General features: G+C 50.3%; 30 protein-coding genes. 13 read left to right on the plus strand and 17 right to left on the minus strand.

Features of this window, described 5'->3' with window-relative positions; genetic code table 11:
- Nucleotides 1-104 precede the first annotated feature (104 nt).
- Nucleotides 105-656: an NAD(P)H nitroreductase gene (locus AC3G3F_RS17510; RefSeq protein WP_023247997.1), complete on the minus strand. Its 552-nt coding sequence runs from the start codon at nucleotides 654-656 to the stop codon at nucleotides 105-107.
- Nucleotides 657-829: 173 nt separating this feature from the next.
- Here AC3G3F_RS17510 and sppA point away from each other — a divergent pair, with 173 nt between their 5' ends.
- The 3 genes from sppA (at nucleotide 830) to pncA (ending at nucleotide 4,477) form a co-directional block, all read left to right on the plus strand.
- On the plus strand, nucleotides 830-2,686 hold the full coding sequence (gene sppA, locus AC3G3F_RS17515; RefSeq protein WP_488395425.1) for a signal peptide peptidase SppA: 1,857 nt from the start codon (nucleotides 830-832) through the stop codon (nucleotides 2,684-2,686).
- 92 nt (nucleotides 2,687-2,778) lie between these two features.
- The gene (gene ansA / locus AC3G3F_RS17520) at nucleotides 2,779-3,795 is read left to right on the plus strand and encodes an asparaginase (protein WP_053529810.1); all 1,017 of its coding nucleotides are present in this window, start codon (nucleotides 2,779-2,781) and stop codon (nucleotides 3,793-3,795) included.
- Nucleotides 3,796-3,820: 25 nt separating this feature from the next.
- Entirely contained in the window at nucleotides 3,821-4,477 is a 657-nt protein-coding gene (gene pncA, locus AC3G3F_RS17525; RefSeq protein WP_079796298.1) for a bifunctional nicotinamidase/pyrazinamidase, read from the plus strand.
- Nucleotides 4,478-4,631: 154 nt separating this feature from the next.
- On the opposite strand, the gene AC3G3F_RS17530 is transcribed toward pncA, so the two are convergent.
- Nucleotides 4,632-4,910: a YeaC family protein gene (locus AC3G3F_RS17530; RefSeq protein ID WP_053509439.1), complete on the minus strand. Its 279-nt coding sequence runs from the start codon at nucleotides 4,908-4,910 to the stop codon at nucleotides 4,632-4,634.
- Between the two features lie 41 nt (nucleotides 4,911-4,951).
- On the minus strand, nucleotides 4,952-5,365 hold the full coding sequence (msrB, locus tag AC3G3F_RS17535) for a peptide-methionine (R)-S-oxide reductase MsrB (RefSeq protein WP_023247992.1): 414 nt from the start codon (nucleotides 5,363-5,365) through the stop codon (nucleotides 4,952-4,954).
- Nucleotides 5,366-5,706: 341 nt separating this feature from the next.
- Between msrB and gapA the strand changes: the two genes are divergently transcribed.
- Complete coding sequence (gene gapA, locus AC3G3F_RS17540) at nucleotides 5,707-6,702, plus strand: glyceraldehyde-3-phosphate dehydrogenase (RefSeq protein WP_000153505.1); 996 nt, start codon at nucleotides 5,707-5,709, stop codon at nucleotides 6,700-6,702.
- A 335-nt stretch (nucleotides 6,703-7,037) separates the two neighbouring features.
- A complete protein-coding gene (locus tag AC3G3F_RS17545) occupies nucleotides 7,038-7,922 on the plus strand; it encodes a D-hexose-6-phosphate mutarotase (RefSeq protein WP_474750511.1) in 885 nt (294 codons plus the stop codon).
- 98 nt (nucleotides 7,923-8,020) lie between these two features.
- Here AC3G3F_RS17545 and AC3G3F_RS17550 read toward each other — a convergent pair whose 3' ends face one another.
- The 3 genes from AC3G3F_RS17550 to AC3G3F_RS17560 all read right to left on the minus strand — a co-directional run bounded on the left by AC3G3F_RS17550 (nucleotide 8,021) and on the right by AC3G3F_RS17560 (nucleotide 11,204).
- Nucleotides 8,021-8,878 carry an aldo/keto reductase gene (locus AC3G3F_RS17550; RefSeq protein ID WP_488395429.1) on the minus strand — a complete coding sequence of 286 codons (858 nt, stop codon included), beginning with the start codon at nucleotides 8,876-8,878 and terminating at the stop codon, nucleotides 8,021-8,023.
- A 94-nt stretch (nucleotides 8,879-8,972) separates the two neighbouring features.
- Nucleotides 8,973-10,169 (minus strand): anaerobic sulfatase maturase, encoded by a 1,197-nt coding sequence (locus tag AC3G3F_RS17555; RefSeq protein ID WP_488395431.1) that lies wholly within the window; start codon nucleotides 10,167-10,169, stop codon nucleotides 8,973-8,975.
- 288 nt (nucleotides 10,170-10,457) lie between these two features.
- Nucleotides 10,458-11,204 carry a MipA/OmpV family protein gene (locus tag AC3G3F_RS17560; protein ID WP_053509447.1) on the minus strand — a complete coding sequence of 249 codons (747 nt, stop codon included), beginning with the start codon at nucleotides 11,202-11,204 and terminating at the stop codon, nucleotides 10,458-10,460.
- A gap of 422 nt (nucleotides 11,205-11,626) precedes the next feature.
- Between AC3G3F_RS17560 and yeaG the strand changes: the two genes are divergently transcribed.
- The 4 genes from yeaG to AC3G3F_RS17580 all read left to right on the plus strand — a co-directional run bounded on the left by yeaG (nucleotide 11,627) and on the right by AC3G3F_RS17580 (nucleotide 17,675).
- Nucleotides 11,627-13,561, plus strand: a complete 1,935-nt coding sequence (yeaG, locus tag AC3G3F_RS17565) for a protein kinase YeaG (protein ID WP_023179719.1) — start codon at nucleotides 11,627-11,629, stop codon at nucleotides 13,559-13,561.
- Nucleotides 13,562-13,683: 122 nt separating this feature from the next.
- Nucleotides 13,684-14,970 (plus strand): YeaH/YhbH family protein, encoded by a 1,287-nt coding sequence (locus AC3G3F_RS17570; RefSeq protein WP_023247987.1) that lies wholly within the window; start codon nucleotides 13,684-13,686, stop codon nucleotides 14,968-14,970.
- A 643-nt stretch (nucleotides 14,971-15,613) separates the two neighbouring features.
- A complete protein-coding gene (gene dgcJ / locus AC3G3F_RS17575; protein WP_070802411.1) occupies nucleotides 15,614-17,104 on the plus strand; it encodes a diguanylate cyclase DgcJ in 1,491 nt (496 codons plus the stop codon).
- A gap of 52 nt (nucleotides 17,105-17,156) precedes the next feature.
- On the plus strand, nucleotides 17,157-17,675 hold the full coding sequence (locus AC3G3F_RS17580) for a YbaK/prolyl-tRNA synthetase associated domain-containing protein (protein WP_162786051.1): 519 nt from the start codon (nucleotides 17,157-17,159) through the stop codon (nucleotides 17,673-17,675).
- Here the strand turns inward: AC3G3F_RS17580 and yoaI are convergent.
- Nucleotides 17,672-17,779: a small membrane protein YoaI gene (gene yoaI / locus AC3G3F_RS17585; protein ID WP_023247984.1), complete on the minus strand. Its 108-nt coding sequence runs from the start codon at nucleotides 17,777-17,779 to the stop codon at nucleotides 17,672-17,674. The genes AC3G3F_RS17580 and yoaI overlap by 4 nt on opposite strands.
- Before the next feature lie 206 nt (nucleotides 17,780-17,985).
- On the opposite strand from yoaI, the gene AC3G3F_RS17590 reads away from it, so the two are divergent.
- A complete protein-coding gene (locus AC3G3F_RS17590; RefSeq protein WP_023247983.1) occupies nucleotides 17,986-18,432 on the plus strand; it encodes a DUF441 domain-containing protein in 447 nt (148 codons plus the stop codon).
- On the opposite strand, the gene AC3G3F_RS17595 is transcribed toward AC3G3F_RS17590, so the two are convergent.
- A complete protein-coding gene (locus AC3G3F_RS17595) occupies nucleotides 18,412-19,206 on the minus strand; it encodes an AraC family transcriptional regulator (RefSeq protein WP_053529815.1) in 795 nt (264 codons plus the stop codon). The genes AC3G3F_RS17590 and AC3G3F_RS17595 overlap by 21 nt on opposite strands.
- A gap of 99 nt (nucleotides 19,207-19,305) precedes the next feature.
- Between AC3G3F_RS17595 and AC3G3F_RS17600 the strand changes: the two genes are divergently transcribed.
- Both AC3G3F_RS17600 and AC3G3F_RS17605 read left to right on the plus strand, forming a co-directional pair.
- On the plus strand, nucleotides 19,306-20,490 hold the full coding sequence (locus AC3G3F_RS17600) for a CynX/NimT family MFS transporter (protein ID WP_023247981.1): 1,185 nt from the start codon (nucleotides 19,306-19,308) through the stop codon (nucleotides 20,488-20,490).
- A gap of 156 nt (nucleotides 20,491-20,646) precedes the next feature.
- On the plus strand, nucleotides 20,647-20,994 hold the full coding sequence (locus AC3G3F_RS17605) for a DUF488 domain-containing protein (protein WP_023247980.1): 348 nt from the start codon (nucleotides 20,647-20,649) through the stop codon (nucleotides 20,992-20,994).
- On the opposite strand, the gene AC3G3F_RS17610 is transcribed toward AC3G3F_RS17605, so the two are convergent.
- Both AC3G3F_RS17610 and AC3G3F_RS17615 read right to left on the minus strand, forming a co-directional pair.
- Complete coding sequence (locus tag AC3G3F_RS17610) at nucleotides 20,980-21,291, minus strand: hypothetical protein (protein WP_053529816.1); 312 nt, start codon at nucleotides 21,289-21,291, stop codon at nucleotides 20,980-20,982. The two genes, AC3G3F_RS17605 and AC3G3F_RS17610, sit on opposite strands and share 15 nt — an antisense overlap.
- Nucleotides 21,292-21,359: 68 nt before the next feature.
- Nucleotides 21,360-21,611, minus strand: coding sequence for a putative hemolysin (locus AC3G3F_RS17615; RefSeq protein ID WP_023247978.1), 252 nt, complete (start codon nucleotides 21,609-21,611; stop codon nucleotides 21,360-21,362).
- Nucleotides 21,612-21,806: 195 nt separating this feature from the next.
- On the opposite strand from AC3G3F_RS17615, the gene AC3G3F_RS17620 reads away from it, so the two are divergent.
- Nucleotides 21,807-21,905 carry a YoaK family small membrane protein gene (locus AC3G3F_RS17620; RefSeq protein WP_001589065.1) on the plus strand — a complete coding sequence of 33 codons (99 nt, stop codon included), beginning with the start codon at nucleotides 21,807-21,809 and terminating at the stop codon, nucleotides 21,903-21,905.
- Between the two features lie 138 nt (nucleotides 21,906-22,043).
- Here AC3G3F_RS17620 and AC3G3F_RS17625 read toward each other — a convergent pair whose 3' ends face one another.
- The 7 genes from AC3G3F_RS17625 to AC3G3F_RS17655 form a co-directional block, all read right to left on the minus strand.
- Nucleotides 22,044-22,292 (minus strand): GlsB/YeaQ/YmgE family stress response membrane protein, encoded by a 249-nt coding sequence (locus tag AC3G3F_RS17625; protein ID WP_000512151.1) that lies wholly within the window; start codon nucleotides 22,290-22,292, stop codon nucleotides 22,044-22,046.
- A 315-nt stretch (nucleotides 22,293-22,607) separates the two neighbouring features.
- On the minus strand, nucleotides 22,608-23,249 hold the full coding sequence (locus AC3G3F_RS17630) for a hypothetical protein (RefSeq protein ID WP_488395454.1): 642 nt from the start codon (nucleotides 23,247-23,249) through the stop codon (nucleotides 22,608-22,610).
- Between the two features lie 229 nt (nucleotides 23,250-23,478).
- Nucleotides 23,479-23,661, minus strand: coding sequence for a DUF1869 domain-containing protein (locus AC3G3F_RS17635; RefSeq protein WP_023247976.1), 183 nt, complete (start codon nucleotides 23,659-23,661; stop codon nucleotides 23,479-23,481).
- A 2-nt stretch (nucleotides 23,662-23,663) separates the two neighbouring features.
- Nucleotides 23,664-24,026 carry a DUF1971 domain-containing protein YeaR gene (gene yeaR / locus AC3G3F_RS17640; protein WP_023247975.1) on the minus strand — a complete coding sequence of 121 codons (363 nt, stop codon included), beginning with the start codon at nucleotides 24,024-24,026 and terminating at the stop codon, nucleotides 23,664-23,666.
- Nucleotides 24,027-24,198: 172 nt separating this feature from the next.
- Nucleotides 24,199-24,837: a leucine efflux protein LeuE gene (leuE, locus tag AC3G3F_RS17645; RefSeq protein ID WP_023247974.1), complete on the minus strand. Its 639-nt coding sequence runs from the start codon at nucleotides 24,835-24,837 to the stop codon at nucleotides 24,199-24,201.
- A 97-nt stretch (nucleotides 24,838-24,934) separates the two neighbouring features.
- Complete coding sequence (locus AC3G3F_RS17650; protein WP_488395436.1) at nucleotides 24,935-25,717, minus strand: transporter substrate-binding domain-containing protein; 783 nt, start codon at nucleotides 25,715-25,717, stop codon at nucleotides 24,935-24,937.
- A gap of 22 nt (nucleotides 25,718-25,739) precedes the next feature.
- A complete protein-coding gene (locus tag AC3G3F_RS17655) occupies nucleotides 25,740-26,285 on the minus strand; it encodes a chorismate mutase (protein ID WP_023247972.1) in 546 nt (181 codons plus the stop codon).
- Between the last annotated feature and the right edge of the window lie 168 nt (nucleotides 26,286-26,453).

The raw sequence follows: 26,453 nt of genomic DNA on the forward strand, positions 1-26,453 counted from the left end.
CATTGCATTCGCGCTATGGTAGCGCTCATTCCCTGATGTGGTAAGTATCACTGTCTGAATTACCGCGCCTTTGCTCAGAATCCAGACAGTTTTATCCCTCAGCGTCAGAAATAACGCACAAACGGCGTGGGGTCGGGGGTACTGATCGTCGTTGACGCTTTGAGCTGCGGCGTGCCGAGATAGAGAAAACCAACAATTTTATCCTGAGGGCGGCACTCAAAGGCTTCCCGCACGATAGCGCTCTCAGTTAACGCGCCGCTACGCCAGATACCATTAAACCCTTGCGCAATCGCCGCCATTTGCATTGCCATCACCGCGCATCCGGCGGACATCTCCTGTTCCCACACGGGAACCTTATGGTTTTCTTCGCATCTCGCCACCACGGTAATGATCAGCGGCGCGCGAAACGGCGCATTACGCGCTTTTTCGATCGCTTTCTCATCCTCCCCGGCAGCGGCAGCGCCTTGTTCAAGCACGGCGCTGAAACGGTCGCGCCCCTCTCCTTCAATCACAAAAAAACGCCACGGCTGTAGAGACTTATGATCGGGAACACGCATTCCTGCCCGCAGAATGTTCTGTAATTGCTCTCCGACAGGCGCCGGTTCTGCGAGACGAGAGGCGCTACGACGGTTGATCAGCAGTTCTAGTGCATCCATTTGATTAACTCCAGCAATGATATTTATTCACAAAATTAACACGGGAGCGGATTTTGTTACAGCACAGGCAGTGATTCCTGCTGACAACTGCCTGATGGGTCATTACGATAGCCACATCTTAATGCTTTATCCTCATCGAGGTATAAGCGTTGTTACTCAGATAGGGAGAATACATGCGAACCCTGTGGCGATTTATTGCCGGATTTTTTAAATGGACGTGGCGATTGTTGAATTTCGTCCGTGAAATGGTACTCAACCTGTTCTTTATTTTTCTGGTCCTGGTGGGCGTTGGGATCTGGATGCAGATCGGTAACGGCAGCAACAGTGAACAAACGGCGCACGGCGCTCTGCTGCTGGATATTTCCGGCGTCATTGTGGATAAACCGTCCACCAATCATCGTCTGGGCGCGCTGGGTCGCCAGTTGTTTGGCGCCAGCTCCGACCGTCTGCAGGAAAACTCCCTGTTTGACATCGTCAACGCTATTCGTCAGGCGAAAGATGACCGTAACATCACCGGTATCGTTCTGGATCTGAAAAACTTCACCGGCGCCGATCAGCCGTCAATGCGCTATATCGGTAAAGCGCTGCGCGAATTCCGCGACAGCGGCAAACCGGTTTTTGCCGTGGGTGAAAACTACAGCCAGGGTCAGTATTACCTCGCCAGTTTCGCCAATAAAATTTGGCTTTCCCCACAGGGTCAGGTAGATCTTCACGGCTTCGCTACGAATGGCCTGTACTACAAAACGCTGTTGGATAAACTGAAAGTTTCTACCCACGTTTTCCGGGTCGGCACCTATAAATCCGCCGTCGAGCCGTTTATCCGCGACGATATGTCGCCCGCCGCCCGCGAGGCCGACAGCCGCTGGATAGGCGAACTGTGGCAGAACTACCTGCATACCGTTTCCGCCAATCGCCAGATTTCGCCACAACAGCTCTTCCCTGGCGCGCAGGCTATTATCGACGGGTTAACCAGCGTAGGCGGCGACACCGCCAAATATGCACTCGACCATAAACTGGTGGACGCCCTCGCCTCCAGCGCAGATGTTGAAAAAGCGCTGACGAAGCAGTTTGGCTGGAGCAAAACCGAAAATAACTATCGCGCGATCAGCTATTACGATTATTCGCTGAAAAAGCCCGCGGATAACGGCGGTACTATTGCGGTTATTTTCGCCAATGGCGCGATTATGGATGGCGAAGAAACGCCAGGGAATGTCGGCGGCGACACTACAGCATCGCAGATCCGCGACGCACGCCTTGATCCTAAAGTGAAAGCAATTGTGCTGCGCGTCAATAGCCCAGGCGGTAGCGTCAACGCCTCCGAAGTTATCCGCGCCGAACTGGCGGCGGCAAAAGCGGCTGGCAAACCGGTGGTGGTCTCAATGGGCGGCATGGCGGCCTCCGGCGGTTACTGGATCTCTACGCCGGCAAACTATATCGTGGCCAGCCCCAGCACGCTGACGGGTTCAATTGGCATCTTCGGCATCATCAATACGGTAGAAAACAGCCTGTCGTCGATTGGCGTACACAGCGACGGCGTCTCCACCTCGCCGCTGGCGGAGATTTCGATGACCAAAGCGCTGTCGCCGGAAGTGCAGCAGATGATGCAACTCAGTATTGAGTACGGCTACAAACACTTTATCACGCTGGTGGCAGAAGCGCGTAAGCGTACGACGGAACAGATTAATCAAATCGCTCAGGGCCATGTCTGGACAGGAGAGGACGCGAAAGCCAATGGTCTGGTGGACAGTCTCGGCGACTTTGACGATGCCGTCGCCAAAGCGGCAGAGCTGGCGAAACTGAAACAGTGGCATCTTGATTACTATCAGGACGAACCAACAGTCCTTGATATGGTAATGGACAGTATGACCGGATCTGTACGCGCCATGCTGCCGGAGGCTATTCAGGCGATACTCCCGGCGCCGCTCGTTTCCGCCGCCAACACGGTGAAGGCCGAGGGGGATAAACTGGCGGCATTTAACGATCCGCAAAACCGTTATGCGTTCTGTTTGACTTGCGCGAACGTTCGCTAATGCTTCATCAATAGCCATGCCGGATGGCGGTTACTTATAGCTGCCATCCGATAATCATTAATACGTCCTTTGCGACACGACTAAACATTATCATGCAAAAGAAATCAATTTACGTTGCCTATACCGGCGGTACTATCGGTATGCAGCGCTCAGATCAGGGGTATATCCCGGTGTCCGGGCACCTTCAACGTCAGTTGGCGCTGATGCCGGAATTCCACCGCCCGGAGATGCCGGATTTTACCATCCATGAATATGCCCCGCTGATGGATTCATCAGATATGACGCCGGAAGACTGGCAGCATATCGCTGAAGATATCAAAGCGCACTACGATGAGTATGACGGTTTTGTTATTCTGCACGGCACCGACACGATGGCGTTTACCGCATCGGCGCTCTCTTTCATGCTGGAAAATCTGGGCAAACCGGTTATTGTGACAGGGTCACAAATTCCGCTGGCTGAGCTGCGCTCCGACGGGCAAATTAATTTGCTGAATGCGCTTTATGTCGCCGCCAACTACCCTATTAATGAAGTAACGCTGTTTTTTAATAATCGTCTGTTCCGCGGCAATCGCACGACCAAAGCACATGCGGATGGTTTCGACGCTTTTGCCTCTCCTAATCTGCCGCCCTTGCTGGAAGCGGGAATTCACATTCGCCGTTTAAATACGCCTCCCGCGCCCCACGGCTCTGGTGAATTAATCGTTCATCCTATTACGCCGCAGCCGATAGGCGTAGTGACTATTTATCCGGGGATTTCCGCCGAGGTAGTACGTAACTTTCTGCGTCAGCCGGTAAAAGCGCTGATTCTGCGCTCTTATGGCGTAGGCAACGCGCCACAAAATAAAGCGTTTTTACAGGAGCTGAAAGAGGCCAGTTCACGCGGCATCGTGGTCGTTAACCTGACGCAATGCATGTCAGGGCGAGTCAATATGGGCGGGTACGCTACCGGTAATGCGCTGGCGCACGCTGGCGTGATTGGTGGTGCCGATATGACCGTCGAAGCCACCTTAACCAAACTGCATTATTTGTTAAGCCAGGGTCTGGACACTCAGGCGATTCGTAGCGCGATGGCGCAAAACTTGCGTGGTGAATTGACGTCGGATGATTAAAAATCCCGACGACAAGGAGGATATAATGACAAAGCGGGCCTTATTACTGGTCGACTTGCAAAATGACTTTTGCGCCGGCGGCGCGCTGGCTGTGCCGGAAGGCGACAGCACTATCGATATCGCCAACTCTCTTATTGACTGGTGCCAGCCCCGCCAGGTTCCGGTGCTCGCCAGCCAGGACTGGCATCCCGCGAAGCATGGCAGCTTCGCCAGCCAGCATCAGGCGGAACCCTATAGTCAGGGAGAGCTGGACGGTCTGCCGCAAACGCTCTGGCCGGATCACTGCGTTCAACATACCGACGGCGCGGCGTTACATCCCCTGCTTAACCAACATGCGCTCGACGCCACCATTTATAAGGGTGAAAACCCGCTGATTGACAGCTACAGCGCGTTTTTTGACAACGAACATCGGCAGAAAACTACCCTTGATACCTGGCTTCATGAGCGTGACGTTACCGAGCTTATCGTGATGGGGCTGGCGACCGATTACTGCGTAAAATTTACGGTGCTGGATGCATTACAGTTGGGCTATGCCGTTAACGTGATCACCGATGGCTGTCGCGGCGTGAATATTCACCCGCAGGATAGCGCGCACGCGTTTATGGAGATGGCAGCGGCAGGCGCGACGCTGTATACGCTGGCAGACTGGAAAGAGACGCAGGGACCGGATACGTCGCGTTAGCATCGCTGCCAGACAAAGCTCAACGCAGGCAGGAGAGCGTTTCTAACGAAACTCTTCTCGTTTCAATGCCAAAACAAAACGCAACATCATATACAGCACAACTCATCGGCAATGAAAGAGCCGGATGGCGGCTACGCCCTCTCCGGCCTACCAATTACTGCATTTTCAATGTCGTAATCGGCTTTGACGTAATACCGAAATCCGCTTTGAGCTGCTGCTTACTTTTCATCACCATCTGACCATGAGTATCGATCGTCATATGTTGCGCTTCGGTATTGTGCCGCGCCTGCCATAGCATCACCAATTGCAGGCTGTTTTCTTTCTGTTCCGGCGTTAACGCCACACCGTCCGGCCATTTACCCAACTCAACAGCGGTGGATAAACGTTGATACACTTCCGGCGTCATGCTGTTAATGATCTCATCAAGATTCATGATGTATCCGCTCCTGTGGAATAATTTGCTGAATCGTTTTTTCAGCCTTTCAACTGATCGCCGTTTTTTTCGTCAGAAAAGGCGAGCGAGGCCGAGTTAACGCAATAGCGTTCACCGGTCGGCTGCGGACCATCCGGGAAAACGTGTCCGAGATGCGCATCGCAGTTTCCGCAACGAATTTCGACACGCTGCATTCCATGAGAAAAATCGTCTATGTAACGAATCGCCTCTTCGCTGACAGGCTCGTAAAAGCTGGGCCAGCCGCAGCCTGAATCGTATTTGGTGTGGGAGTGAAAAAGCGGCGTATCACAGACCAGGCAGTGATAAACCCCATCGCGTTTATTATGCAGTAGGCGTCCAGTAAATGGCGGTTCTGTGCCACGATCCTGCGTCACATAGAATTGCATTTCGGACAATTTTTTCTTGAGTTCTTCTGCTGAAGATTGGTTAGCCATTTGCTCACATCTCACTTTAAACGTGCTCACATTGCCTGACCGATTCTAACAAAACATTAACACCTCAGTACCAACTTTTGTTCTAAACTTGATCATTGCGAAATGGCGGCTTACGAATCGTGACTGATGTCACATTATTATCTCGGTTGCCCTTTAAAATTCGGGGCGGCGCCCCCATGTGGTTTCCAGCCGAAAGGAAGAGTGAGGCGAATCAGCCGCGCAAAGGTTGTGCAGAGGATTGATTTGTCGCAATGATTGACACGATTCCGCTTGACGCTGCGTAAGGTTTTTGTAATTTTACAGGCAACCTTTTATTCACTAACAAATAGCTGGTGGAATATATGACTATCAAAGTAGGTATCAACGGTTTTGGCCGTATCGGTCGCATTGTTTTCCGTGCTGCTCAGAAACGTTCTGACATCGAGATCGTTGCAATCAACGACCTGTTAGACGCAGAGTACATGGCATACATGCTGAAATATGACTCCACTCACGGCCGTTTCGACGGTACTGTTGAAGTGAAAGACGGTCATCTGATCGTTAACGGTAAAAAAATCCGTGTTACCGCTGAACGCGATCCGGCTAACCTGAAATGGGACGAAGTTGGTGTTGACGTAGTGGCTGAAGCTACCGGTATCTTCCTGACTGACGAAACCGCGCGTAAACACATCACCGCTGGCGCGAAAAAAGTGGTTCTGACTGGTCCGTCTAAAGACAACACCCCAATGTTTGTTAAAGGCGCTAACTTTGACAAATACGAAGGCCAGGACATCGTTTCCAACGCTTCCTGCACCACCAACTGCCTGGCGCCGCTGGCTAAAGTTATCAACGACAACTTCGGCATCATCGAAGGTCTGATGACCACTGTTCACGCGACTACCGCAACCCAGAAAACCGTTGACGGCCCGTCTCACAAAGACTGGCGCGGTGGCCGTGGCGCATCTCAGAACATCATCCCGTCCTCTACCGGCGCTGCTAAAGCGGTAGGTAAAGTACTGCCGGAACTGAATGGCAAACTGACTGGTATGGCGTTCCGCGTTCCGACTCCGAACGTATCCGTTGTTGACCTGACCGTTCGTCTGGAAAAAGCTGCTACCTACGAGCAGATCAAAGCTGCTGTTAAAGCTGCTGCCGAAGGCGAAATGAAAGGCGTTCTGGGTTACACCGAAGACGACGTTGTATCTACCGATTTCAACGGCGAAGTATGCACTTCCGTGTTCGATGCTAAAGCAGGCATCGCGCTGAACGACAACTTCGTGAAACTGGTCTCCTGGTACGATAACGAAACCGGTTACTCCAACAAAGTACTGGACCTGATTGCTCACATCTCCAAATAAGTTGAGATGAAACAGTCATTGGTAAGAGCGACTCAGGTCGCTCTTTTTTTTTCCTGAAAATATACCCGTCATACTTCAAGTTACAGGTGTGTTGGCTACGCTCTTTCACCCGAATCACTGACGGAAGTCAAGCTCATCGGGATGAATCAGGGATATCCATGTCCCTGGCCGAAGGTAACCTCCGGTTGCTCAAATTCGTTCCTGACGAATTTGTCGTTCACTTGCCGCGTTACCCGGTCTGCGACCTCGCCCCTTCGGGGCCAGCGCAAGCACTGGTCAAGGCACAAGCGCCTTGTCCTGCAACTCGAATTATTTAGGGTAAAGAGGATTGCGTAATGATTAATAAAATTTTTGCTCTTCCGGCTATCGAACAGTTTACCCCTGTCCTTTCCCGCCGCCAGCTTGATGACCTTGATCTGATCGTCGTTGACCACCCGCAGGTTAAAGCCTCTTTTGCATTACAGGGCGCGCACCTTCTCTCCTGGAAACCCGTCGGTGAGGAAGAGGTATTGTGGCTCAGTAATAATACGCCTTTCAAAACCGGCGTGGCGCTACGCGGCGGCGTACCGATCTGCTGGCCCTGGTTTGGACCTGCGGCTCAACAAGGTCTGCCGTCACACGGCTTTGCGCGTAATCTGCCGTGGGCGCTAAAAGCGCATAATGAAGATGATAACGGCGTAATGTTGACATTTGAGCTGCAAAGCAGTGAGGCCACCCGAAAATACTGGCCGCACGATTTCACGCTGCTGGCACGTTTTAAAGTAGGCAAAACCTGTGAAATTGAACTGGAAGCGCATGGCGAGTTTGCAACCACATCCGCTCTCCACAGCTATTTTAACGTTGGCGACATCGCCAACGTTCAGGTCAGCGGACTCGGCGACCGGTTTATTGATAAAGTTAACGACGCCAAAGAAGGAGTCCTGACCGACGGCGTGCAAACCTTTCCGGACCGTACCGATCGCGTTTACCTCAATCCTGAAGCATGTAGCGTGATCCACGATGCGACATTAAACCGCACGATTGATGTGGTTCACCATCATCATCTTAACGTCGTAGGCTGGAACCCTGGCCCGGCGTTGTCCGTCAGCATGGGCGACATGCCGGATGACGGCTATAAAACATTTGTGTGCGTTGAAACGGCTTACGCTACTGCGCCGCAACAAGCCACAGAAGAAAAGCCATCTCGTCTGGCGCAGACTATCTGCGTCGCTAAACGCTAAAAGTGAATTGATACCAGCGTTTCTGTAGGCCCTGGAAGGTGCCAGCCGCCATCAGGCATTACTTGCCGAATGGCGGTGCTTACGCATTTTATTCGGCGTCACACCATATCCAACGCGGTTTTCCCTTTTGGCGCAGGCCAGGCGTTGTCCAGTAAGGCAAGTTCGTTTGCTGACAAGGCGATCTCGAGCGCCGCCGCATTTTGCTTCACGTGTTCTGTACTGCCGGCTTTCGGGATCGCCACCACGCCCGGATTCGCAATCACCCACGCCAGTAAGATTTGCGCCGCCGTAGCGTTATGCGCGCACGCAATTTCATTCACCACCGGATGATTCAGTAAACCGCTACGTAATCGGCCGGCCTGCGCAAGCGGACTATAGGCCATTACTGGCATCCGCTGTTGTTGACACCACGGCAATAAATCATACTCAATACCGCGTGACGCCAGATGATAGAGTACCTGATTTGTCGCACATTGCTGTCCCCCCGGGATGCGCCACAGCGCCTGCATTTCGTCATAATCAAGATTAGAGACCCCCCAACGGCGAATTTTCCCCTGCGCTATTAGCCGCTCCATACCCTCAACGATCTCTTCGAATGAAAAGCTTCCGGTCCAGTGCAACAGATAGAGATCGAGATAATCTGTTTTCAGACGACGCAGGCTTCCCTCACAGGCGGCAACTATCTTCTGGCCACCAGCGTTCCACGGGTACACTTTTGACACCAGAAATGCCTCATCACGTCGCCCCACCAGCGCCTCGCCCACGACCTTTTCTGCCCCGCCGTCGGCATACATTTCAGCCGTATCAATAAGGCGTAACCCCAAATCCAGCCCCGCGCGCAGCGCCGAAACCTCGCGCTGACGATGATCTGCGCGCTCGCCCATATACCATGTTCCCTGTCCTATAGCAGGAAGCGTCTCCTGCCCGCAAAACGTTACGTTTTTCACTGTCTTCATTTCCTTTTCAATGTCACTCGACGGTAAAACAATACAGGACGCTTATACCCCAGGTAATGTTCGGCATCATACCGCGTAGGGGGCGATTTTCTTGTCACTGACGAATGTCATCCGCAATCATGTCGACGATGCGGGTAATATGCGCGGCGGGTCGATGATTCAATAATAATTGACGCATCACATTCATATAGGGCGTCACATGTTGAAAGAACTCCAGATATCCTTTACAGAGATAATTTTGTCGTTCGCCGCCGTCCATACAAATTCGGTGTTTCGGACAGCCGCCGTAACAGGCAAAGCGCCATGTACAGTTCTGGCAGCGTGAGGAAAGGTTTGCTTTAGCCGCGCCAAACTGCTGCTGAAAAGGAGAGGCCGCCATTTCTTCTAAAGAGTGTTGCCGTAGACTGCCCAGTTTATAGGCGGGAAAAACAAAATGGTCGCAGCTAAACACGTCGCCATTCTGCTCCACCAGCAAACTTTGTCCGCAGGTCGGCTGCATCGTACAAAGCGTGGCGGGCTCCCCCATCCAGACGCCAAGTAAGTTGTCAAAAAGCTGTACAAATATGCGTCCGACATCGTGACGTATCCATTGATCAAAAACATCGCACATAAATGCGCCCCACCCTTCAGGCGTGACGGAAAAGGGCATCAGCGAAGGCGAATCATCATTGCCAGATAACGTCAAAGAACGCTGCGCTTTTTGCGCGAGCGGCTCAACAATGGGAATAAATTGCAGGTGCTTACTTTCCAGTTCCTGCGTCAAAAAATGATAAATAGCGTTGCCATGACGGCATGACGCATCATTCACGACAGTGAGTGTGTTGAACTCGGCATCATTTGCCTGCAGAAGGCGGATAGCATTAACGACTCGGGAAAAAGACGCCCGCCCTGACGGCGTTTTCCGGTAATGATCATGAACGACTTGCGGCCCATCAATCGATATACCGATCAGGAACTGGTGCTGCGCAAAGAAAGCAGCCCACTCTTCATTGATTAATACGCCATTGGTTTGCAGACTGTTGTAGATAGTTTTGCCGTTGGCATAGCGTTGCTGCAAGCGCACCACTTTTTGGTAAAAAGAGAGGCCGCATAGCGTCGGCTCTCCCCCCTGCCAGCAAAACGAGACTTCTGAGGATGGCGTATCATCAATTACCCGGCGGATATACGTCTCCAGCACATCATCAGACATGACGCGCTGCCCCCGGGGTTTATCAAGATAGAAACAATATTTGCAGGATAAGTTACACAGACTGCCGCCAGGCTTGGCTACTGTGTTGAATACTATGCTCATTCGTCTTACTCGCGGTGAAGAATGGGTATAGCATAAACGGGACGTTATAGGGAGATAGTCACCAGCATTGCAACAATTACTACACTAATTGTTAGCGCAATTGTAATCACCTGGATTTTTCATATAAACGACTCGTTTTTTAAACGGATGTAACAAAGCGTGAACCACGTAAGCCTGTACCATACCCGGTTAACAGCGCATTGATATACGCCACAATATTCGCGTATCAGTCAGCACAAAGCCTGCATAACGCAGGCTTTGTAGCGGTTTTCCGACAAATTCAATCAATCAGAATCTATAGGTTACGCCAGTAGAAAGGATACCGGTCCAGGATTTATCCACCATCGGGCTATCGGTAATTTCATCCGACAGACGGGTGTAGCGCGCAGTACCGTATACGCTCCAGTTACCCGCGAAATTATAGTTAGCGCTAAGCTCAAGATACGGGTTCCAGCTATCATTTGGGTTATAGCCGCGCAGGCCGCTACGCGAAGACTCTTTACGTGATACGCCGTAATAATAGTCGTTCTGGTTCTCGCTATTCCATTCTACCCCGATACCTGGCGTTAAGGTCAGCCCGCCATTGGTATACCGATACAGCCAGGCCAGATCCCAGACGATACCGTTACTGTTATCCAACGTATCCCCTGCCAGAGAGGTACGCAGGAAACCATATTGGGTGTGATGCGCGTAAGAGACGCCCGCCATCATAGTACTTTTACGCCTGTCCAGACGACGCAACTGATGGTCGTCGCTGTCGCCCGGCTTGAAGTACATCGGGGACCAGTACGCCATGATTGACAACTTATCGGTATTGTCATTCCACAGGTAATAACCGCCGCCCAGACCGCGGAACCAGAAATTTTCGCTTTCATAAGCGATGACCGGTATCGGGTAAACATCACTATCGTAATCTTTATAAGGGTGTTCAACCACACCAACGCCTGCGCCCAGCGTCAGGTTGCTTTCAGCGTGCGCGACGCTGGCGGACGTTGCGATAAGCATGCCAAGAGCCAGAAGTTTAAGTTTGGTCACAATCCATAATTCCTTATTCAAATGTTCTGCGGCAAAAGTGTAACCGCCAATACTTATAAGCCCAACTATTTTACACAATGTAACCGTTTAATATCACCATCACAGATTATTTTCAGATGATCGGCTGATGATCGTTATGTGACCGGAAACGCTTTTTCTGACATTAACCAGGCTTTTCCACCCGATGAGTTATTGATATGTCATCGAAATCTACTGGCGCGTACAGGCAAGTTTTGCAAATGCCATCTACGCTTAATGTTAAGAAGGTGTATCACCGGGCACGTTGATCTCCTGACCAATAAAATGGCATGAGAGTTGCTTTTCCTTAGCAGAGACGGCGTTCAGTCTACCTCTTCCGGGAGCCTCTACTATTCATATGAACGGCTCTTAACATGTGCGAAAAAACGAAAGGATGGCATATCATGAATATATTCGATCACTATCGCCAGCGCTACGAAGCTGCCAAGGACGAAGAGTTCACACTGCAGGATTTTCTTACCATTTGCCGGCAAGATCGCAGTGCTTATGCCAACGCGGCAGAGCGGCTATTAATGGCTATTGGCGAGCCTAATATGGTCGACACTGCCCAGGAACCCCGACTTTCTCGACTCTTCTCCAACCGGGTGATTGCTCGCTATCCTGCGTTTGAAGAGTTTTACGGCATGGAAGACGCGATTGAACAGATTGTCTCTTATCTGAAACATGCGGCGCAAGGGCTGGAAGAGAAGAAGCAAATTCTCTATTTGCTGGGGCCTGTGGGGGGTGGCAAATCATCGCTCGCTGAACGGCTGAAATCGCTAATGCAGCGCGTCCCAATTTATGTTTTAAGCGCCAACGGCGAACGTAGTCCGGTCAACGATCATCCGTTATGCCTGTTTAATCCACAGGAAGACGCGCAGATTCTGGAAAAAGAGTACGGTATTCCGCGCCGCTATCTCGGTACGATTATGTCCCCGTGGGCGGCCAAACGGCTGCATGAGTTTGGCGGCGATATTACTAAATTCCGCGTGGTGAAAGTCTGGCCCTCTATTCTGGAACAGATTGCCATCGCCAAAACGGAACCCGGCGATGAAAACAATCAGGATATTTCGGCGCTGGTCGGCAAGGTGGATATTCGTAAACTCGAACACCACGCCCAGAACGATCCGGATGCGTATGGTTACTCCGGCGCGCTGTGCCGCGCTAACCAAGGGATCATGGAGTTCGTCGAGATGTTTAAAGCGCCTATCAAGGTGCTGCACCCATTGCTGACCGCAACCCAGGAAGGTAACTACAACGGCACGGAAGGTATTTCCGCCCTGCCCTTTAATGGCATCATACTTGCCCACTCAAACGAATCTGAATGGGTGACTTTCCGTAACAATAAAAATAATGAAGCCTTCCTCGACCGTGTCTATATCGTGAAGGTGCCTTATTGCCTGCGAATCTCCGAAGAGATCAAAATCTACGAGAAATTACTTAATCATAGCGAGCTGACTCATGCGCCCTGCGCGCCGGGCACGTTGGAAACACTTTCGCGTTTCTCGATTCTTTCTCGCCTGAAAGAGCCGGAAAATTCCAGCATCTACTCGAAAATGCGCGTTTATGACGGTGAAAGCCTGAAAGATACCGACCCAAAAGCCAAATCGTACCAGGAGTATCGCGACTACGCGGGCGTGGACGAAGGGATGAACGGTCTCTCCACCCGATTCGCGTTTAAGATCCTCTCCCGCGTGTTCAACTTTGACCATGCGGAAGTGGCGGCCAACCCGGTACATCTGTTCTACGTTCTGGAGCAACAAATTGAGCGTGAGCAGTTCCCGCAGGAGCAAGCTGAGCGTTACCTGGAGTTCCTGAAAGGCTACCTGATCCCGAAATACGCCGAATTTATCGGCAAGGAGATCCAGACGGCCTATCTCGAATCTTACTCTGAGTACGGACAGAACATTTTTGATCGTTACGTGACTTATGCGGATTTCTGGATTCAGGATCAGGAGTATCGCGACCCGGATACCGGTCAACTGTTCGATCGCGAGTCGCTAAACGCCGAGCTGGAAAAAATTGAAAAACCAGCGGGTATCAGTAACCCGAAAGATTTCCGTAATGAGATAGTAAACTTTGTTCTGCGCGCCAGAGCCAACAATAGCGGCCGTAATCCAAACTGGACCAGTTACGAGAAGCTGCGCACGGTGATTGAGAAAAAAATGTTCTCTAATACCGAAGAGTTGTTGCCAGTCATTTCCTTTAACGCCAAAACATCAACTGACGAGCAGAAAAAGCACGACGACTTTGTCGATAGGATGATGGAGAAAGGGTATACCCGTAAGCAGGTTCGTTTGCTGTGCGAGTGGTACCTGCGCGTGCGTAAATCGTCATGATGTTAATGCCCGGTGGCGCTTTCGCTTACCGGGCCTACAAAGTAATGTTCTGTAGACTGGCTAAGCGTTAGCGCTATCCGGCACTGACAGAATAGGCGCATAGTTGGCAGTACGGGGGGCATATGACCTGGTTCATAGACCGACGTCTTAACGGCAAAAATAAAAGCACGGTGAATCGCCAGCGCTTTTTGCGCCGTTATAAAGCACAAATTAAGCAGTCGATCTCCGAAGCGATTAACAAACGCTCAGTGACCGATGTCGACAGCGGAGAATCCGTCTCTATTCCAACCGATGATATTAGCGAACCGATGTTTCATCAGGGGCGCGGCGGTCTGCGCCATCGCGTTCATCCGGGTAACGATCACTTTATCCAGAATGATCGCATTGAGCGTCCGCAAAGCGGTGGCGGCGGCGGTTCCGGGAGTGGTCAGGGTCAGGCCAGCCAGGACGGCGAAGGCCAGGATGAGTTTGTTTTTCAGATTTCAAAAGATGAGTATCTGGATCTGCTCTTTGAAGATTTAGCGCTGCCTAATCTGAAAAAAAACCAGCATCGACAGCTTAACGAGTATAAAACTCACCGCGCTGGTTTCACCTCAAACGGCGTGCCGGCCAATATCAGCGTAGTTCGTTCGCTACAAAACTCTTTGGCGCGCCGCACCGCGATGACGGCCGGAAAACGCCGCGAACTGCACGCACTGGAAGCGGAACTGGAGACCATCAGCAACAGCGAACCAGCGCAACTGCTTGAAGAGGAACGATTACGCCGGGAGATTGCCGAACTGCGGGCTAAAATCGAGCGAGTACCGTTTATCGACACCTTTGATTTACGCTATAAAAATTATGAAAAACGGCCTGAGCCCTCCAGCCAGGCGGTAATGTTCTGTCTGATGGACGTCTCAGGTTCGATGGATCAGGCAACCAAAGATATGGCCAAGCGTTTTTACATTCTGCTCTATCTGTTTTTAAGCCGAACGTATAAGAACGTAGAAGTGGTTTATATCCGCCACCATACCCAGGCGAAGGAAGTGGACGAACATGAGTTCTTTTATTCGCAAGAGACCGGGGGGACGATTGTCTCCAGCGCGCTTAAACTCATGGATGAAGTGGTTAAAGAGCGCTACGACCCCGGACAGTGGAATATCTATGCGGCGCAAGCGTCAGACGGTGATAACTGGGCCGACGACTCACCGCTGTGCCATGAGATTCTGGCGAAAAAACTGCTGCCGGTAGTGCGCTATTACAGCTATATCGAGATTACCCGCCGCGCCCACCAGACCTTATGGCGAGAGTATGAACATCTGCAGGCGACGTTCGATAACTTCGCCATGCAGCATATTCGCGATCAGGAAGATATTTATCCGGTATTCCGCGAATTGTTTCAGAAACAGAGCGCCAATCAAAGTGCATAACCATAAATCAGCCCGTAATGCGTCACGGGCTGATTTATTACAAACTCAACGTTCACATTATTCGGCTGAAATAATTTTCCGTAAATAGCCTGGATGAAGATGCTCTGCCATATTGGGGAAATTAATCCCTTAACGCAATGCTATCACGCTAATATCACTAACACCAAGGCCATTCCCAGCCAAAAGGTAGCTCAGGCTCCTCTTCACCCTGACCAAGTATAGTACCCCTTCTGAATATGAGCAGCGGGCATGTGTTCAGGAGGTTGCGCATCTGTCATTACCGATACTGAAAAACCTGCCGCTATTAATATAAAAAACAGATAAAAAACATTTGCTTGAGCCGTTTCATCGTGCCTCCTGCGGAAGTACATTATTATCCTTACCACGTCACATTCCTTTTCACCGTAATAATAGTGGCTATTTTATTTTCGTTAGTGTTAAAGCGATGCCGTTAATTAACAACTTACTTTTTGCGACAATAGTCACGACTGAAAACATCAACGCCGCGTATTATTGGATTTATTAAATCGAGAATGATTTTTATTCCAGAACATCAACACGTTTTATTTTTAAACAGTCTATTAGAGGAATTCTCATCACTATGGTAAACTAACGCATCCGACTTTCAGGGCTGTAGTTCATCATGAATTTGCATCATAAAGCGCTCAGGCACTTTATCTCGGCAAGCGTCATCGTTTTGACATCGTCCTTCCTGATTTACGAACTTATTGCCAGCGACAGGGCAATGAATGCCTATATGCGTTATATCATGGAGAGAGCCGATTCGTCGTTTCTGTACGATAAGTACCAGAATCAAAGTATCGCCGCACATTTGATGCGAACCTTTGAAGCGCCGGGAGAGCCTGTCACCGCAGAAAAACGCCACGCGTTCTGCGCCGCCTTTGAAACCATTAACGGTACGCACGGCGTCAACCTGACTCGGCATAATTATCCAGCGCTGCATGGCACTCTGCAAACCGCCGCCACACGGTGTACCGATAATCTTGATGACGTCTTTTTGCTGCCTGCGTTTGATCAGGCGGTAAGCATCAACCGTGCGCAGGACGACCACAGTCACGGATTGGGCACACTGGAGCTTAAATTCCGCTATTATGTTGATTTAAATAAACATTATGTCTATTTCTATGATTTAATCAACTCGCGGCGCTTCGCCATGCATCGTTGGACTTTTTTACAAAAAGGTACAATGGGTATTAACAGAAAAGATATAGATAAACTTTTTACAGGCCGCACGGTTATTTCAAGTATTTACATGGATGATATTACCCAGGAAAACGTCATGAGCTTTTTAACGCCTGTCTATCTGGCGGGGACATTAAAAGGTATCGTGATGGTGGACGTTAACCAGGATAATTTAAAAAATATTTTTTATACCCAGGACCGTCCGCTGGTTTGGCGTTATCTTAACGTTACCTTAAAAGATCTGGACTCCGGAAAAGAGATCATTATTAACCAAAGCAAAAATAATCTGTTTCAATATGTGAATTATAACCATGATATCCCTGGCGGACTGCGCGTTTCTTTGTCCCTTGATTTAACCTATTTCCTTGTCTCGTCCTGGAAAGCGCTGGCCTTTTACTTACTGGCAACGGCACTCCTGCTTAATATGGTACGGATGCACTTTCGGCTTTATCGCAACGTCACGCGCGAAAATATTAGCGATGCTATGACCGGGCTTTACAACCGTAAAATATTAACACCGGTACTGGAACAGCGACTACAACGACTGGTCAATGCCGGTACGCCAGTGACATTTGTCGCCATTGATTGCGATAAGTTAAAACTGATCAACGATACCCAGGGACACCAGGAAGGCGACCGGATCATTACCCTATTGGCAAAAGCGATTAAAACATCGATTCGTAAAAGCGATTACGCTATTCGCCTCGGCGGCGATGAGTTCTGTATTATTCTTGTCGATTACGCGGCGGATTTGGCTATCCATCTGCCAGAGCGTATTATTCGTAACCTGCAAATTATCGCACCGGATAAGACAGTCCATTTTTCCGCCGGGATTTATAATATGCAGCCCAATGACACGATTAATGATGCCTACCAGGCTTCCGATGCGCAGCTCTATCTGAACAAACAACAAAAACAGCATCGTTCATAATAGTGTTTCGCAGTAAATTTTCATATTGCACCAGGAGTGAGAAATGACCGAAATGACTGAAGTCGCGAAGGGCGTCGCTACGCACCAGCGTTTAGTGGCCTTATTAACGCAGGAGAACGCGCGCTATCGCGTGGTTAGCCATGATGCGGTAGGAAAATGCGAGGCAGTTTCTGAAATACGTGGTACCGCGCTGGGCCAGGGCGCAAAAGCGCTGGTCTGTAAAGTCAAAGGCAACGGCGTCAACCAGCATGTTCTTGCTATTTTAGCGGCCGATCAGCAAGCAGACCTCTCTCAGCTTGCTTCGCATCTGGGCGGCTTACGCGCCTCCCTTGCCAGCCCGGCGGAAGTCGATACGCTGACCGGCTGCGTTTTTGGCGCAATCCCGCCTTTCAGTTTTCACCCAAACCTGAAACTGGTCGCCGATCCGCTCCTGTTTGAGCGTTTCGATGAAATTGCCTTTAATGCCGGTCTGCTGGAAAAATCAGTCATTATGAATACACAGGACTATCTGCGCATCGCCCGACCGGAACTGGCAATCTTCCGCCGCTCGCAGTCATCGCCAACGGCTTAGCCCCCTCCCCGTTCAAGGAGCAAGACAGACACAACGATAATGATAAAAATGGCGAAAAACGACGCCGTAATCATCAACGCTTCAAGAAACGGTGGATCGTACATAATTGTATCCTCCGGAAGACAACAATGACGGTTCACCTGTTATCAGTACGCTGCGTTGATGGCAATTTAATGACAAACGCCGTTTTTCGCATAGAGATTATCTTTCAGGCAGTTGCCTGAAAACCGTATCAATCGTTAAAAACGCCTGTGCGCTTTCCCGTTTGGGCGTAAAGTCGTCGGGCTTACTTTTTGGCAAGGAAACCATAATGTTTGATGTCACTCTGCTGATCCTGCTCGGACTGGCAGCTCTGGGATTTATCAGCCACAACACTACTGTCGCCGTCTCAATTCTGGTGCTGATTATTGTCCGCGTAACCCCGTTGAATACCTTTTTTCCCTGGATTGAAAAACAGGGACTCACCGTCGGGATTATCATTCTAACCATCGGTGTGATGGCCCCCATCGCCAGCGGAACCCTGCCGCCCTCCACATTGATCCACTCTTTTGTAAACTGGAAATCGCTGGTCGCGATTGCCGTCGGCGTTTTCGTCTCCTGGCTGGGCGGTCGCGGCGTTACGCTGATGGGAAACCAACCGCAGCTCGTCGCCGGGCTGCTGGTCGGTACGGTTCTTGGCGTTGCGCTGTTTCGCGGCGTGCCGGTCGGCCCACTGATTGCGGCGGGGCTGGTCTCTTTAATTGTGGGAAAACAGTAACTCGCCCGTCAGATACTGGCCTGGAGTTTGTCCCAGGCCTTTTTTAAACATCGTAATGAATGCCGTGGTGGAATCATAACCCAGCATGTGCGCGGTCTGCTGTACATTACATCCCGCTATCAGCGCTTGTAGCGCCAGAATTAATTGCAACTGATGACGCCAGCGACGAAAGCTTAGCCCCGTCTCTTTGACGACCAGCCGGGCAAGATTACGCTCGCTCATCGCGAATACGCTGGCCCACTGCCCTAACGTATTCCATCGCGCAGGCTCCTGCGCCATTGTCTCCACCATTTGGCGAATTTTCGGATGCGCCGATACCGGTAATTGCAATTGTTCCTGCGGCTGCTGCGGCAGTTCATCAAACAACACCCGAATAAGGCGCTGCGTTGGCATTTGCGTTCTTTCGAGATCGGTTCTACGCGCCAGCGACAAAATCAACTCCCGGCATAAAGGCGAAATTTTTAACGTACAGCAACGCTCCGGCATGACGACCGCCGCAGGTTCAATAAATAAAAAGCACAGCTCCGCTCCTGCGGTCACATGATTACTGTGCGGCAGCGAGCCGGGGAGCCAGACAGCATACTGTGGGGGAACCATCCACATTGCATTTTCCACCTCGCAGGTAATCGCGCCGTGCAGAGCGAGGATCAACTGTCCCTTCCGATGTTGATGGCGAGGACTAAACAGTTCATCGTCCCTGGCGCGAATACAAAAGGCCACTGCGGCGTCGTGGTGAAGGTCGGGATCGTAACCGTCCAGTCTCAGGCCAATCATTATATTGTCCGATTTTAGCGATAAATTGTCATTTTAGCTTGATTCATCACAACAGTAAAAACTGTAAGGTATCGTCTCGCCTGACGAAATGAGAAAATGATGACGACTGCTCTTTCACCACGCGGCAAACAGGGCGCTTTCCTGATTGCCGGTATTTTGATGATAGCCACTACGCTGCGCGTTACATTTACCGGCGCTGCGCCGTTGCTGGAGACAATCCGTGCGGACTATGGTCTTTCCACCGCCCAGACAGGCCTGCTAACAACCTTGCCGCTCCTGGCGTTTGCGCTGGTTTCGCCGCTGGCGGCCGGTATTGCCCGTCGGCTTGGGATGGAACGCAGTCTGTTCGCTGCAATGCTGCTAATTTGCGCGGGTATTGCCCTCCGCTCCCTCCCCTCCGCCGCGCTGTTGTTTGCCGGAACCGCGATTATTGGTTGCGGGATCGCGCTGGGTAATGTGCTGCTACCAGGCTTGATTAAGCGCGATTTTTCACAACATGTCGCCAGACTGACGGGCGCGTATTCATTAACGATGGGCGCTGCCGCCGCGTTGGGGTCCGCGCTGGTGGTTCCGCTGGCATTACACGGTTTTGGCTGGCGCGGCGCACTGTTAATGCTGATGCTGTTTCCGCTATTGGCGTTTCTTATCTGGTTGCCGCAGTGGCGCACTACCCGCTCAGCTAACCTGAGTAGTTCCCGGGCATTACATGAACGCGGTATCTGGCGTTCACCTTTAGCCTGGCAAGTTACGCTGTTTCTGGGACTTAACTCACTGATCTATTATGTGATTATCGGCTGGTTACCGACAATACTTATCAGCCACGGTTATAGCGAAGCGCAGGCAGGATCGCTACATGGCCTGCTGCAACTGGCGACCGCCGCGCCTGGGTTAGCCATTCCGCTTATTTTGCATCGCTTTAACGATCAACGCTGGATTGCCGCGCTGGTCTCACTATTGTGCGCGGCTGGCGCGGCGGGACTTTGGTTTGTGCCGGGCCAGGCGGTCATCTGGACGCTACTGTTCGGCTTCGGTTCAGGCGCGACGATGATCCTCGGCCTGACGTTTATCGGTCTGCGCGCCAGTTCGGCGCATCAGGCGGCGGCGCTTTCCGGCATGGCGCAGTCGGTCGGGTATTTACTGGCGGCATGTGGGCCACCAGTCATGGGAAAACTTCATGATGCCAGCGGTAGCTGGTATCTGCCACTATCAGGCGTGACGGTTCTGGCTATCGTCATGGCGATTTTCGGCCTCTACGCCGGGCGCGATCGGGAGATAGCGTCATAAATAAACCTGATACCAACCCCTGGATGCCTGATGGTCAGGCCTGACCCATTAAAATTATTACCGCTATCCGGCAAAATGCGTCCCTTAAACGCCGGTCAGCGTGGTATATATTTAGCGGCAAAAGTACCGTAAGCGGCACTATCACAGGAGGGAAAAATGCTAATCCAGTGTAAGCGCGTCTATTTCCCGGCGGAAAAAGACGATGGTTATCGGGTGTTGGTTGACAGACTATGGCCGCGAGGCATTAAAAAAGCGGCGCTGGTCTATGATGAATGGAATAAGGCCATTACGCCTTCCACTGAATTGCGCAAAGCCTTTCATAGCGAAGTGATTGATTTTAACCACTTCGCGCAGCAATACCGGGCAGAACTCGCGCAACAACGACAAGAAGGCAAACGGCTGGCGGATATTGCCCGACACCAACCGCTGACGTTGCTATACGCCGCCAAAGATACTCGCCAGAACCATGCCATTGTGCTGGCGGAGTGGCTACGAGAACTGTGATTGTCGGACCGCCGCCAGGCCTGGTTGTCTGTCCGGGGACAACGGCATCAAATGTTCTGCGCGTACCCAAGCCAGGCCGTGCTGACCATCGGCGGAGGCTACGTCGCCCGTCACTAGCCACAGCGCCCGAGGCGCTTCTTTCGGCAGTATGGTGACGTGCCCATTTAGCGGATTAATGAATTCATCGCCGGGTTGACACAGGCAAAATAGCTCAACCGACTTACCAATATTCCGCCGTCCGGCGGGCGTTTTAGCGCCAATAACTATTGCCAGAGCGCCCGGCTTTAACTGAAACATATTTTCTTGCGCCGCATGAAACTCATTATCAGATTATTCTTAATCATATCGCGTCGGACCACAGGTTGTCACTTTTTCGTATCAGGGTGATCTCTGCGCCACAACGTCCACTCATCAATGATCTCGCCATTGGGCAATTTGCAATCGGAACGCACGCCTTGCGGGGTCTGCACCGGCATCAGCGTACCGCCTTGTTGCTCGCAGTAGACGGCTGCCGGATTAGGCATTCCGATACGCGGCGGCCTTGAGACATCGGGTTGCGACGATGAACAAGCGCTCAGCAGCAATACGCCTGGCAACGCAAGCCACGTAAATTTCATAACGGCTCCTTAAAGAGATATTTTGTCCAGGATAACCTGACGGGTACGCTATTTCCATACTTTCTGTCTGCGCTTTAGCGGGTATTTATCCCAGGTTAAGTAAGTCACAGCCCCCTCCTGTCACAAAGCAACCGACCTTTTGTCGCTGAGGGAACCCTGCTATTCTGGCCCCCCCTGAACAGTGAAGGTAATAGCATGAGAGTGGGTATCCTCTTCCCTGTCGTCATTTTCATTACGGCAATACTATTTTTGGCATGGTTTTTTATTGGCGGTTACGCCGCGCCGGGTGCATAACAATGAGGAAAACAACGATGGTGTTGATGGGCATCGCGCTAATTGCGGTGCTGGGTACAGAACTGGGCTGGTGGTAAATCCATTTTAAATAATAAAGGCTACCTGTCGTAGCCTTTATTATCTCTGGAGGTTTTGCGTTTAACTTTTGATTTTTCTGTAGATTAACAGCACGACAATCGCGCCGATCACCGCGACTGCAAAGCTGCCGAAGTTGAAACCATCCACTTTGCCGAAGCCAAAGAGCGTACTGATCCACCCTCCGACTACCGCACCAACGATCCCCAGAATGATCGTCATAAAGAATCCGCCGCCATCTTTACCTGGCATGATCCACTTAGCCAAAATACCCGCAATAAGTCCAAAAATAATCCATGAAAGAATGCCCATTTTTTCCTCACTTATGTCTTAACGTTAGCGGTTTATTTGCCGTTAAAAAGAATAGCACATCGTCAGGAAAATGAAGTTTGTGATGACCATCACCTTTTAGCGTCGTAAATAAAGACACATAAACATCAGGGTTGCATCCTTTAATGATAACGATTATCTTTATCAATACCGAGTGGTTGAGTTTATAACCCACCTGTTCGGTACGACATTGCTCACATTGCTTCCAGTATTGTTTGCCCGCCTCGCCGAGCGCGGGCTTTTTTTTTGCTAACCGCTATGTATCCCATGTTGAATCCGTGGTCTTTGTCAACCGATCTATTTTGCGTGGTACGAGGCCATCTCCAGCGCAGTATATTCATCCTGCTTGTCCTGCTGCATAAACCCAACGGTCACCATAAACAAACCGATCATAAATGGCACTTCGTACAATTCTTCAATTAAATCGGTGTAATGGGCGTTATGTAGGAATACTGGCGACAACAATCGATGATGCTCAACAGTGCCGGAAATCAGGTATGAACACGCCGTCACGGCAAACAGCCACAACGGCAGAGGAACGTCCCGCAACCGACGAACAATCTCTTTACGTAACCCGGCAGAAAACAGGACTGGCAATACCAACGCAGCAATTAATAGCACTGAAATCGTTCTGAACAGTATACGCGGCTCGTCAGGGAAATAGTCACGCCCCCAACTGGTGCTTCTACCCAGCAGTACCACCCACCAGACAACAGCCCATAGCCAAAACTGCTTTGCCCCTTCGGGACGGGAAAATGGTCGTATATACCAGGCGGTAAAGAGTGCCCCAAACAGCAACCATAACGCTTGTCCGTTTTCAATCCATCTGACCACCACGCCATTAAGCAAAGGCAATTGCCAGTCCGCCGTAAACGGAATAACCACAGCGGCAAGCGCAAGAATAAGTGCTGACGAAGTTAATCGGGTATCGAGTTTCATGATCATAAGACTCTTCTGGTTTTTAATACCCAATCATAAATTTTATGAATACGCTCTCATTAGCAAACAATGCGATATTCTTAATGTTTTCTTAATGTTTCTTTTCAACCGATGTCTGGTGTAAATAAACAGCGCTTCCCGATAAGCAAAAACCGCATCACACTGGCCACGTGCGATGCGGTTTTTGTTTTAAAAAATCAATTTATGTCAATGATATATTTCGCTATTCTTACCAACCGCAAACGTCGTGTTCGTTTTCGGTATCGTAAGAGCGCACGGTATTGACCAAATTCTTTACAATGTCTGCAGCAACTTCAGGCACCAGCAATGTCATTGGCGCTTCCGTTTCATAGTCCACGGAGACGCCGTTGCTATTATTCGTGACCGTGACGGTATAAGTGGCTTTTCCCATCATTATTCTCTCCCGGTATGAACGACTTTTCGTGAGTTTGCCCCTTCCATCAGCACTTCCGGCGCGACAAAAAAGTCGATGTTAAAATAGGTGTCGTCTGTCATGACCTCAATATTGTGCCACTTTTCCGGAGGAAAAACGCCAAACTCGCCGGCATTGATTACCATGATTTCTTCCGGCTCAGAGCAGTATTCATCAGCGTATCCGAGATATTTGACCGCCCCCTGCATCACCGAGAGGCGAGGATAAACGCCGGGTCGCGTTCCCTTATCAAGGTGGCGTTCGAAAATTCCGGCAGGCGCCGTCTCTTTGTTCCAGAATGGCGTGGAACGGGTATGGATATGGTTTTGTGGAATTTGCAGCATTTTCTTCCCTCTTCCCGCAGGTCACTCAACGATAGTCTCATCGCTGTCGTAAGAAGGTTACGCCCAAAAAACAGCATCTTAAATACCATTTATTGGTTACTCTTTTGCTGTTTTCCACGCGATAAAACGGAAAGGAGAGCAATGACCCGCCGTTGTCAGCGGGTCGATGGGGTTAAGACTGAAGCGTTGCCAGCCGGGCGGCGAACCCGACAAAAAGAAGACCAATCAAGGAATTGCCCACTTTTGCCAGTTTCTTTTTGGTACCAATATAGTGGGTTACAAAAGCGCCAGAAAGAATTAAAAAACTCAGATAGCAGAAACTGACGATTTCAAGGGTGATCGCCAAAATAAAAAATGACGCCCCGGTATGCGGCGCATTGACATCAATAAATTGCACAAAAAAGGAGACATAAAAAAGTATGGCTTTAGGATTAGTCAGGCTAAGAATTAACGCACGTTTAAAAATAGCGCCAAAAGGAACCACCGTTTCCGCTGCCGCACGCCCTTTCGAGGTCAGAGTGGCGTAAAGAATTTTTGCGCCAAGGTAAAGCAGATAAAACGCGCCGAGATAACGAACAATGTTAAACAGAACCGGCGTTGTTTTGATCAGCGTCGCCACGCCCGCATACGCCAGAAACATTAATACCGCATCGCCGATAAATACGCCGCATGCGGCAAGATATCCTCCTTTAACCCCGCGTCCCACGCTATTTTTAAGCACAAAAAGCGTATTCGGCCCGGGTACCAGAACGATAAAAATCGCCCCGACCAGGTACGTCCAATAATTCAGAACTCCATACTCCGCGAACACATTAACCTCTTCCTGAAAAGATTTACGCTTAACTGCGAAACAATATGCTAACGAATGCACCGGAAGATGGGAAGCGAAACCACGCCTCTCCAGGCCGCTATTCCGCCACGCTTATATCCAAATCACCAAAATAACGTTCTTTTATCGCTAACCAGACGCCGTTACGCTTAATTTGCTCCAGTCCCTGATTGATTAATCGTTGTGTCGCCTCATCCTCTTTACGGATACCGTAAGCCGAACCAATGCTGAATAAATGCGTATTCGTCACTGCTGAACCTTTTACTTCAAACGCCTCGCCTTGCACAGTGTGTAAAAACCCAAATTTCAGCGCAATGGCCGGACACAGCGCGCCATCCAGGCGTCCGGCCACTAAGTCCAGATAAATCGACGCCATATCAGGATAACTTTTTATCACTACCCCGGCAGGCAGCCACCAGGTATTGGCCCACGTTTCCTGAATACTTCCTTGCTCCACCGCGATATTTTTGCCCTGTAACCGCGTAACCTGCGGCAGTAAATTCACCGCTTTTCTGGCAACCAGTACCGTGGGGTCATGGTATACATAGCGGCTAAAAGCAATTGACGCCCTTCTTTTTGGCGTAACGCCAAGCGGCATGATGAAATCGACTTTTCGCGCCAGCAGTTCCGGGATCTGCGCATCAAAGCTGTTCACGACATAATGACATTTTGCATTTATGGCCTGACACAGCGCGTTTGTTATATCAATCACAAATCCCGTCGGATTGCCATGTTGATCTCTGACCTGGAGCGGAGGATTGGTTAAATCCACCCCAACACGCAGAAGTTTTGGTTCCGCGTGTCCTGCGGTTGCCAGCATGAATAAGCCTGACATGATCAGTACACTCGCTTTTCGGGGCATTACCACTTCTCGTTATGTGGGATTAACGCGCGCGTCGCACCAGAGACAATGCTGCCAACATATCACTGATATCGCTCTCATTCAGATTCGGCGCATTAAACTGCGCTCTCAGCCACACCATATCCTCGTGGCTGAAAGCGCCGACCATCAAGCGCTGGCTGATAATGATCAACAGTTGATTATCAATTTGTCGAATTCGTTGCCGGGAGGTCGACAATGTTTGTATCGGAAAGGAGGGTTCCGACCCGCTTTGCCACTGCGCTAAATAGCGGTACTGTATCGCTTTACTGGCATCCATTAGCGAACGAATAAAAGGGGCTATCGAATGCGGGTCCAGCCCGTTATTTTTCGCTTCTTCTTCAGCCTCGGCAAAAACATTTTGTTCACGCGCGAAATCCTCTATCGGTAGATGGTGTTTCATTTTATAAGCAGCCACTTCTTTCATTAATAACATGCGTTCATTGAGCGCCGTAGAGAGCGCGCCGAGCGATACCGACGTTACCGCATCAGCAAAAGTGGAACTACACATCAATAAAGAACAAAGAAAAATGGCGATATAGCGAATCATTAATCAATCTCCTTTTACAGAGACCTGACAGTAATTTACCTATATTAAGATAACATTAAGTAATTATTACATATAGGTATTAATGATTGTTCGTTTAAATTTGGGTTACAAAAAGAACAGGCCGTTGATTCTGCTAAATCTTTACCTGCATTTAACGTGCATAAAATA

This window comes from Salmonella sp. FC25216, from assembly GCF_057751355.1.

What these genes read in the sequence shown, in the direction of transcription:
- AC3G3F_RS17550 (WP_488395429.1), bottom strand. Translation starts at nt 8,878, where the DNA reads ATGAAGACAGTGAAAAACGTAACGTTTTGCGGGCAGGAGACGCTTCCT.
- AC3G3F_RS17570 (WP_023247987.1), top strand. Translation starts at nt 13,684, where the DNA reads ATGACCTGGTTCATAGACCGACGTCTTAACGGCAAAAATAAAAGCACG.
- AC3G3F_RS17530 (WP_053509439.1), bottom strand. Translation starts at nt 4,910, where the DNA reads ATGAATCTTGATGAGATCATTAACAGCATGACGCCGGAAGTGTATCAA.
- AC3G3F_RS17620 (WP_001589065.1), top strand. Translation starts at nt 21,807, where the DNA reads ATGAGAGTGGGTATCCTCTTCCCTGTCGTCATTTTCATTACGGCAATA.
- dgcJ (WP_070802411.1), top strand. Translation starts at nt 15,614, where the DNA reads ATGAATTTGCATCATAAAGCGCTCAGGCACTTTATCTCGGCAAGCGTC.
- AC3G3F_RS17590 (WP_023247983.1), top strand. Translation starts at nt 17,986, where the DNA reads ATGTTTGATGTCACTCTGCTGATCCTGCTCGGACTGGCAGCTCTGGGA.
- AC3G3F_RS17630 (WP_488395454.1), bottom strand. Translation starts at nt 23,249, where the DNA reads ATGAAACTCGATACCCGATTAACTTCGTCAGCACTTATTCTTGCGCTT.
- AC3G3F_RS17600 (WP_023247981.1), top strand. Translation starts at nt 19,306, where the DNA reads ATGACGACTGCTCTTTCACCACGCGGCAAACAGGGCGCTTTCCTGATT.
- AC3G3F_RS17650 (WP_488395436.1), bottom strand. Translation starts at nt 25,717, where the DNA reads ATGCCCCGAAAAGCGAGTGTACTGATCATGTCAGGCTTATTCATGCTG.
- AC3G3F_RS17580 (WP_162786051.1), top strand. Translation starts at nt 17,157, where the DNA reads ATGACTGAAGTCGCGAAGGGCGTCGCTACGCACCAGCGTTTAGTGGCC.
- AC3G3F_RS17605 (WP_023247980.1), top strand. Translation starts at nt 20,647, where the DNA reads ATGCTAATCCAGTGTAAGCGCGTCTATTTCCCGGCGGAAAAAGACGAT.
- ansA (WP_053529810.1), top strand. Translation starts at nt 2,779, where the DNA reads ATGCAAAAGAAATCAATTTACGTTGCCTATACCGGCGGTACTATCGGT.
- AC3G3F_RS17635 (WP_023247976.1), bottom strand. Translation starts at nt 23,661, where the DNA reads ATGGGAAAAGCCACTTATACCGTCACGGTCACGAATAATAGCAACGGC.
- AC3G3F_RS17555 (WP_488395431.1), bottom strand. Translation starts at nt 10,169, where the DNA reads ATGAGCATAGTATTCAACACAGTAGCCAAGCCTGGCGGCAGTCTGTGT.
- sppA (WP_488395425.1), top strand. Translation starts at nt 830, where the DNA reads ATGCGAACCCTGTGGCGATTTATTGCCGGATTTTTTAAATGGACGTGG.
- AC3G3F_RS17545 (WP_474750511.1), top strand. Translation starts at nt 7,038, where the DNA reads ATGATTAATAAAATTTTTGCTCTTCCGGCTATCGAACAGTTTACCCCT.
- gapA (WP_000153505.1), top strand. Translation starts at nt 5,707, where the DNA reads ATGACTATCAAAGTAGGTATCAACGGTTTTGGCCGTATCGGTCGCATT.
- pncA (WP_079796298.1), top strand. Translation starts at nt 3,821, where the DNA reads ATGACAAAGCGGGCCTTATTACTGGTCGACTTGCAAAATGACTTTTGC.
- AC3G3F_RS17595 (WP_053529815.1), bottom strand. Translation starts at nt 19,206, where the DNA reads ATGATTGGCCTGAGACTGGACGGTTACGATCCCGACCTTCACCACGAC.
- AC3G3F_RS17510 (WP_023247997.1), bottom strand. Translation starts at nt 656, where the DNA reads ATGGATGCACTAGAACTGCTGATCAACCGTCGTAGCGCCTCTCGTCTC.
- AC3G3F_RS17625 (WP_000512151.1), bottom strand. Translation starts at nt 22,292, where the DNA reads ATGGGCATTCTTTCATGGATTATTTTTGGACTTATTGCGGGTATTTTG.
- AC3G3F_RS17610 (WP_053529816.1), bottom strand. Translation starts at nt 21,291, where the DNA reads ATGTTTCAGTTAAAGCCGGGCGCTCTGGCAATAGTTATTGGCGCTAAA.
- AC3G3F_RS17655 (WP_023247972.1), bottom strand. Translation starts at nt 26,285, where the DNA reads ATGATTCGCTATATCGCCATTTTTCTTTGTTCTTTATTGATGTGTAGT.
- AC3G3F_RS17615 (WP_023247978.1), bottom strand. Translation starts at nt 21,611, where the DNA reads ATGAAATTTACGTGGCTTGCGTTGCCAGGCGTATTGCTGCTGAGCGCT.
- yoaI (WP_023247984.1), bottom strand. Translation starts at nt 17,779, where the DNA reads ATGTACGATCCACCGTTTCTTGAAGCGTTGATGATTACGGCGTCGTTT.
- yeaG (WP_023179719.1), top strand. Translation starts at nt 11,627, where the DNA reads ATGAATATATTCGATCACTATCGCCAGCGCTACGAAGCTGCCAAGGAC.
- msrB (WP_023247992.1), bottom strand. Translation starts at nt 5,365, where the DNA reads ATGGCTAACCAATCTTCAGCAGAAGAACTCAAGAAAAAATTGTCCGAA.
- yeaR (WP_023247975.1), bottom strand. Translation starts at nt 24,026, where the DNA reads ATGCTGCAAATTCCACAAAACCATATCCATACCCGTTCCACGCCATTC.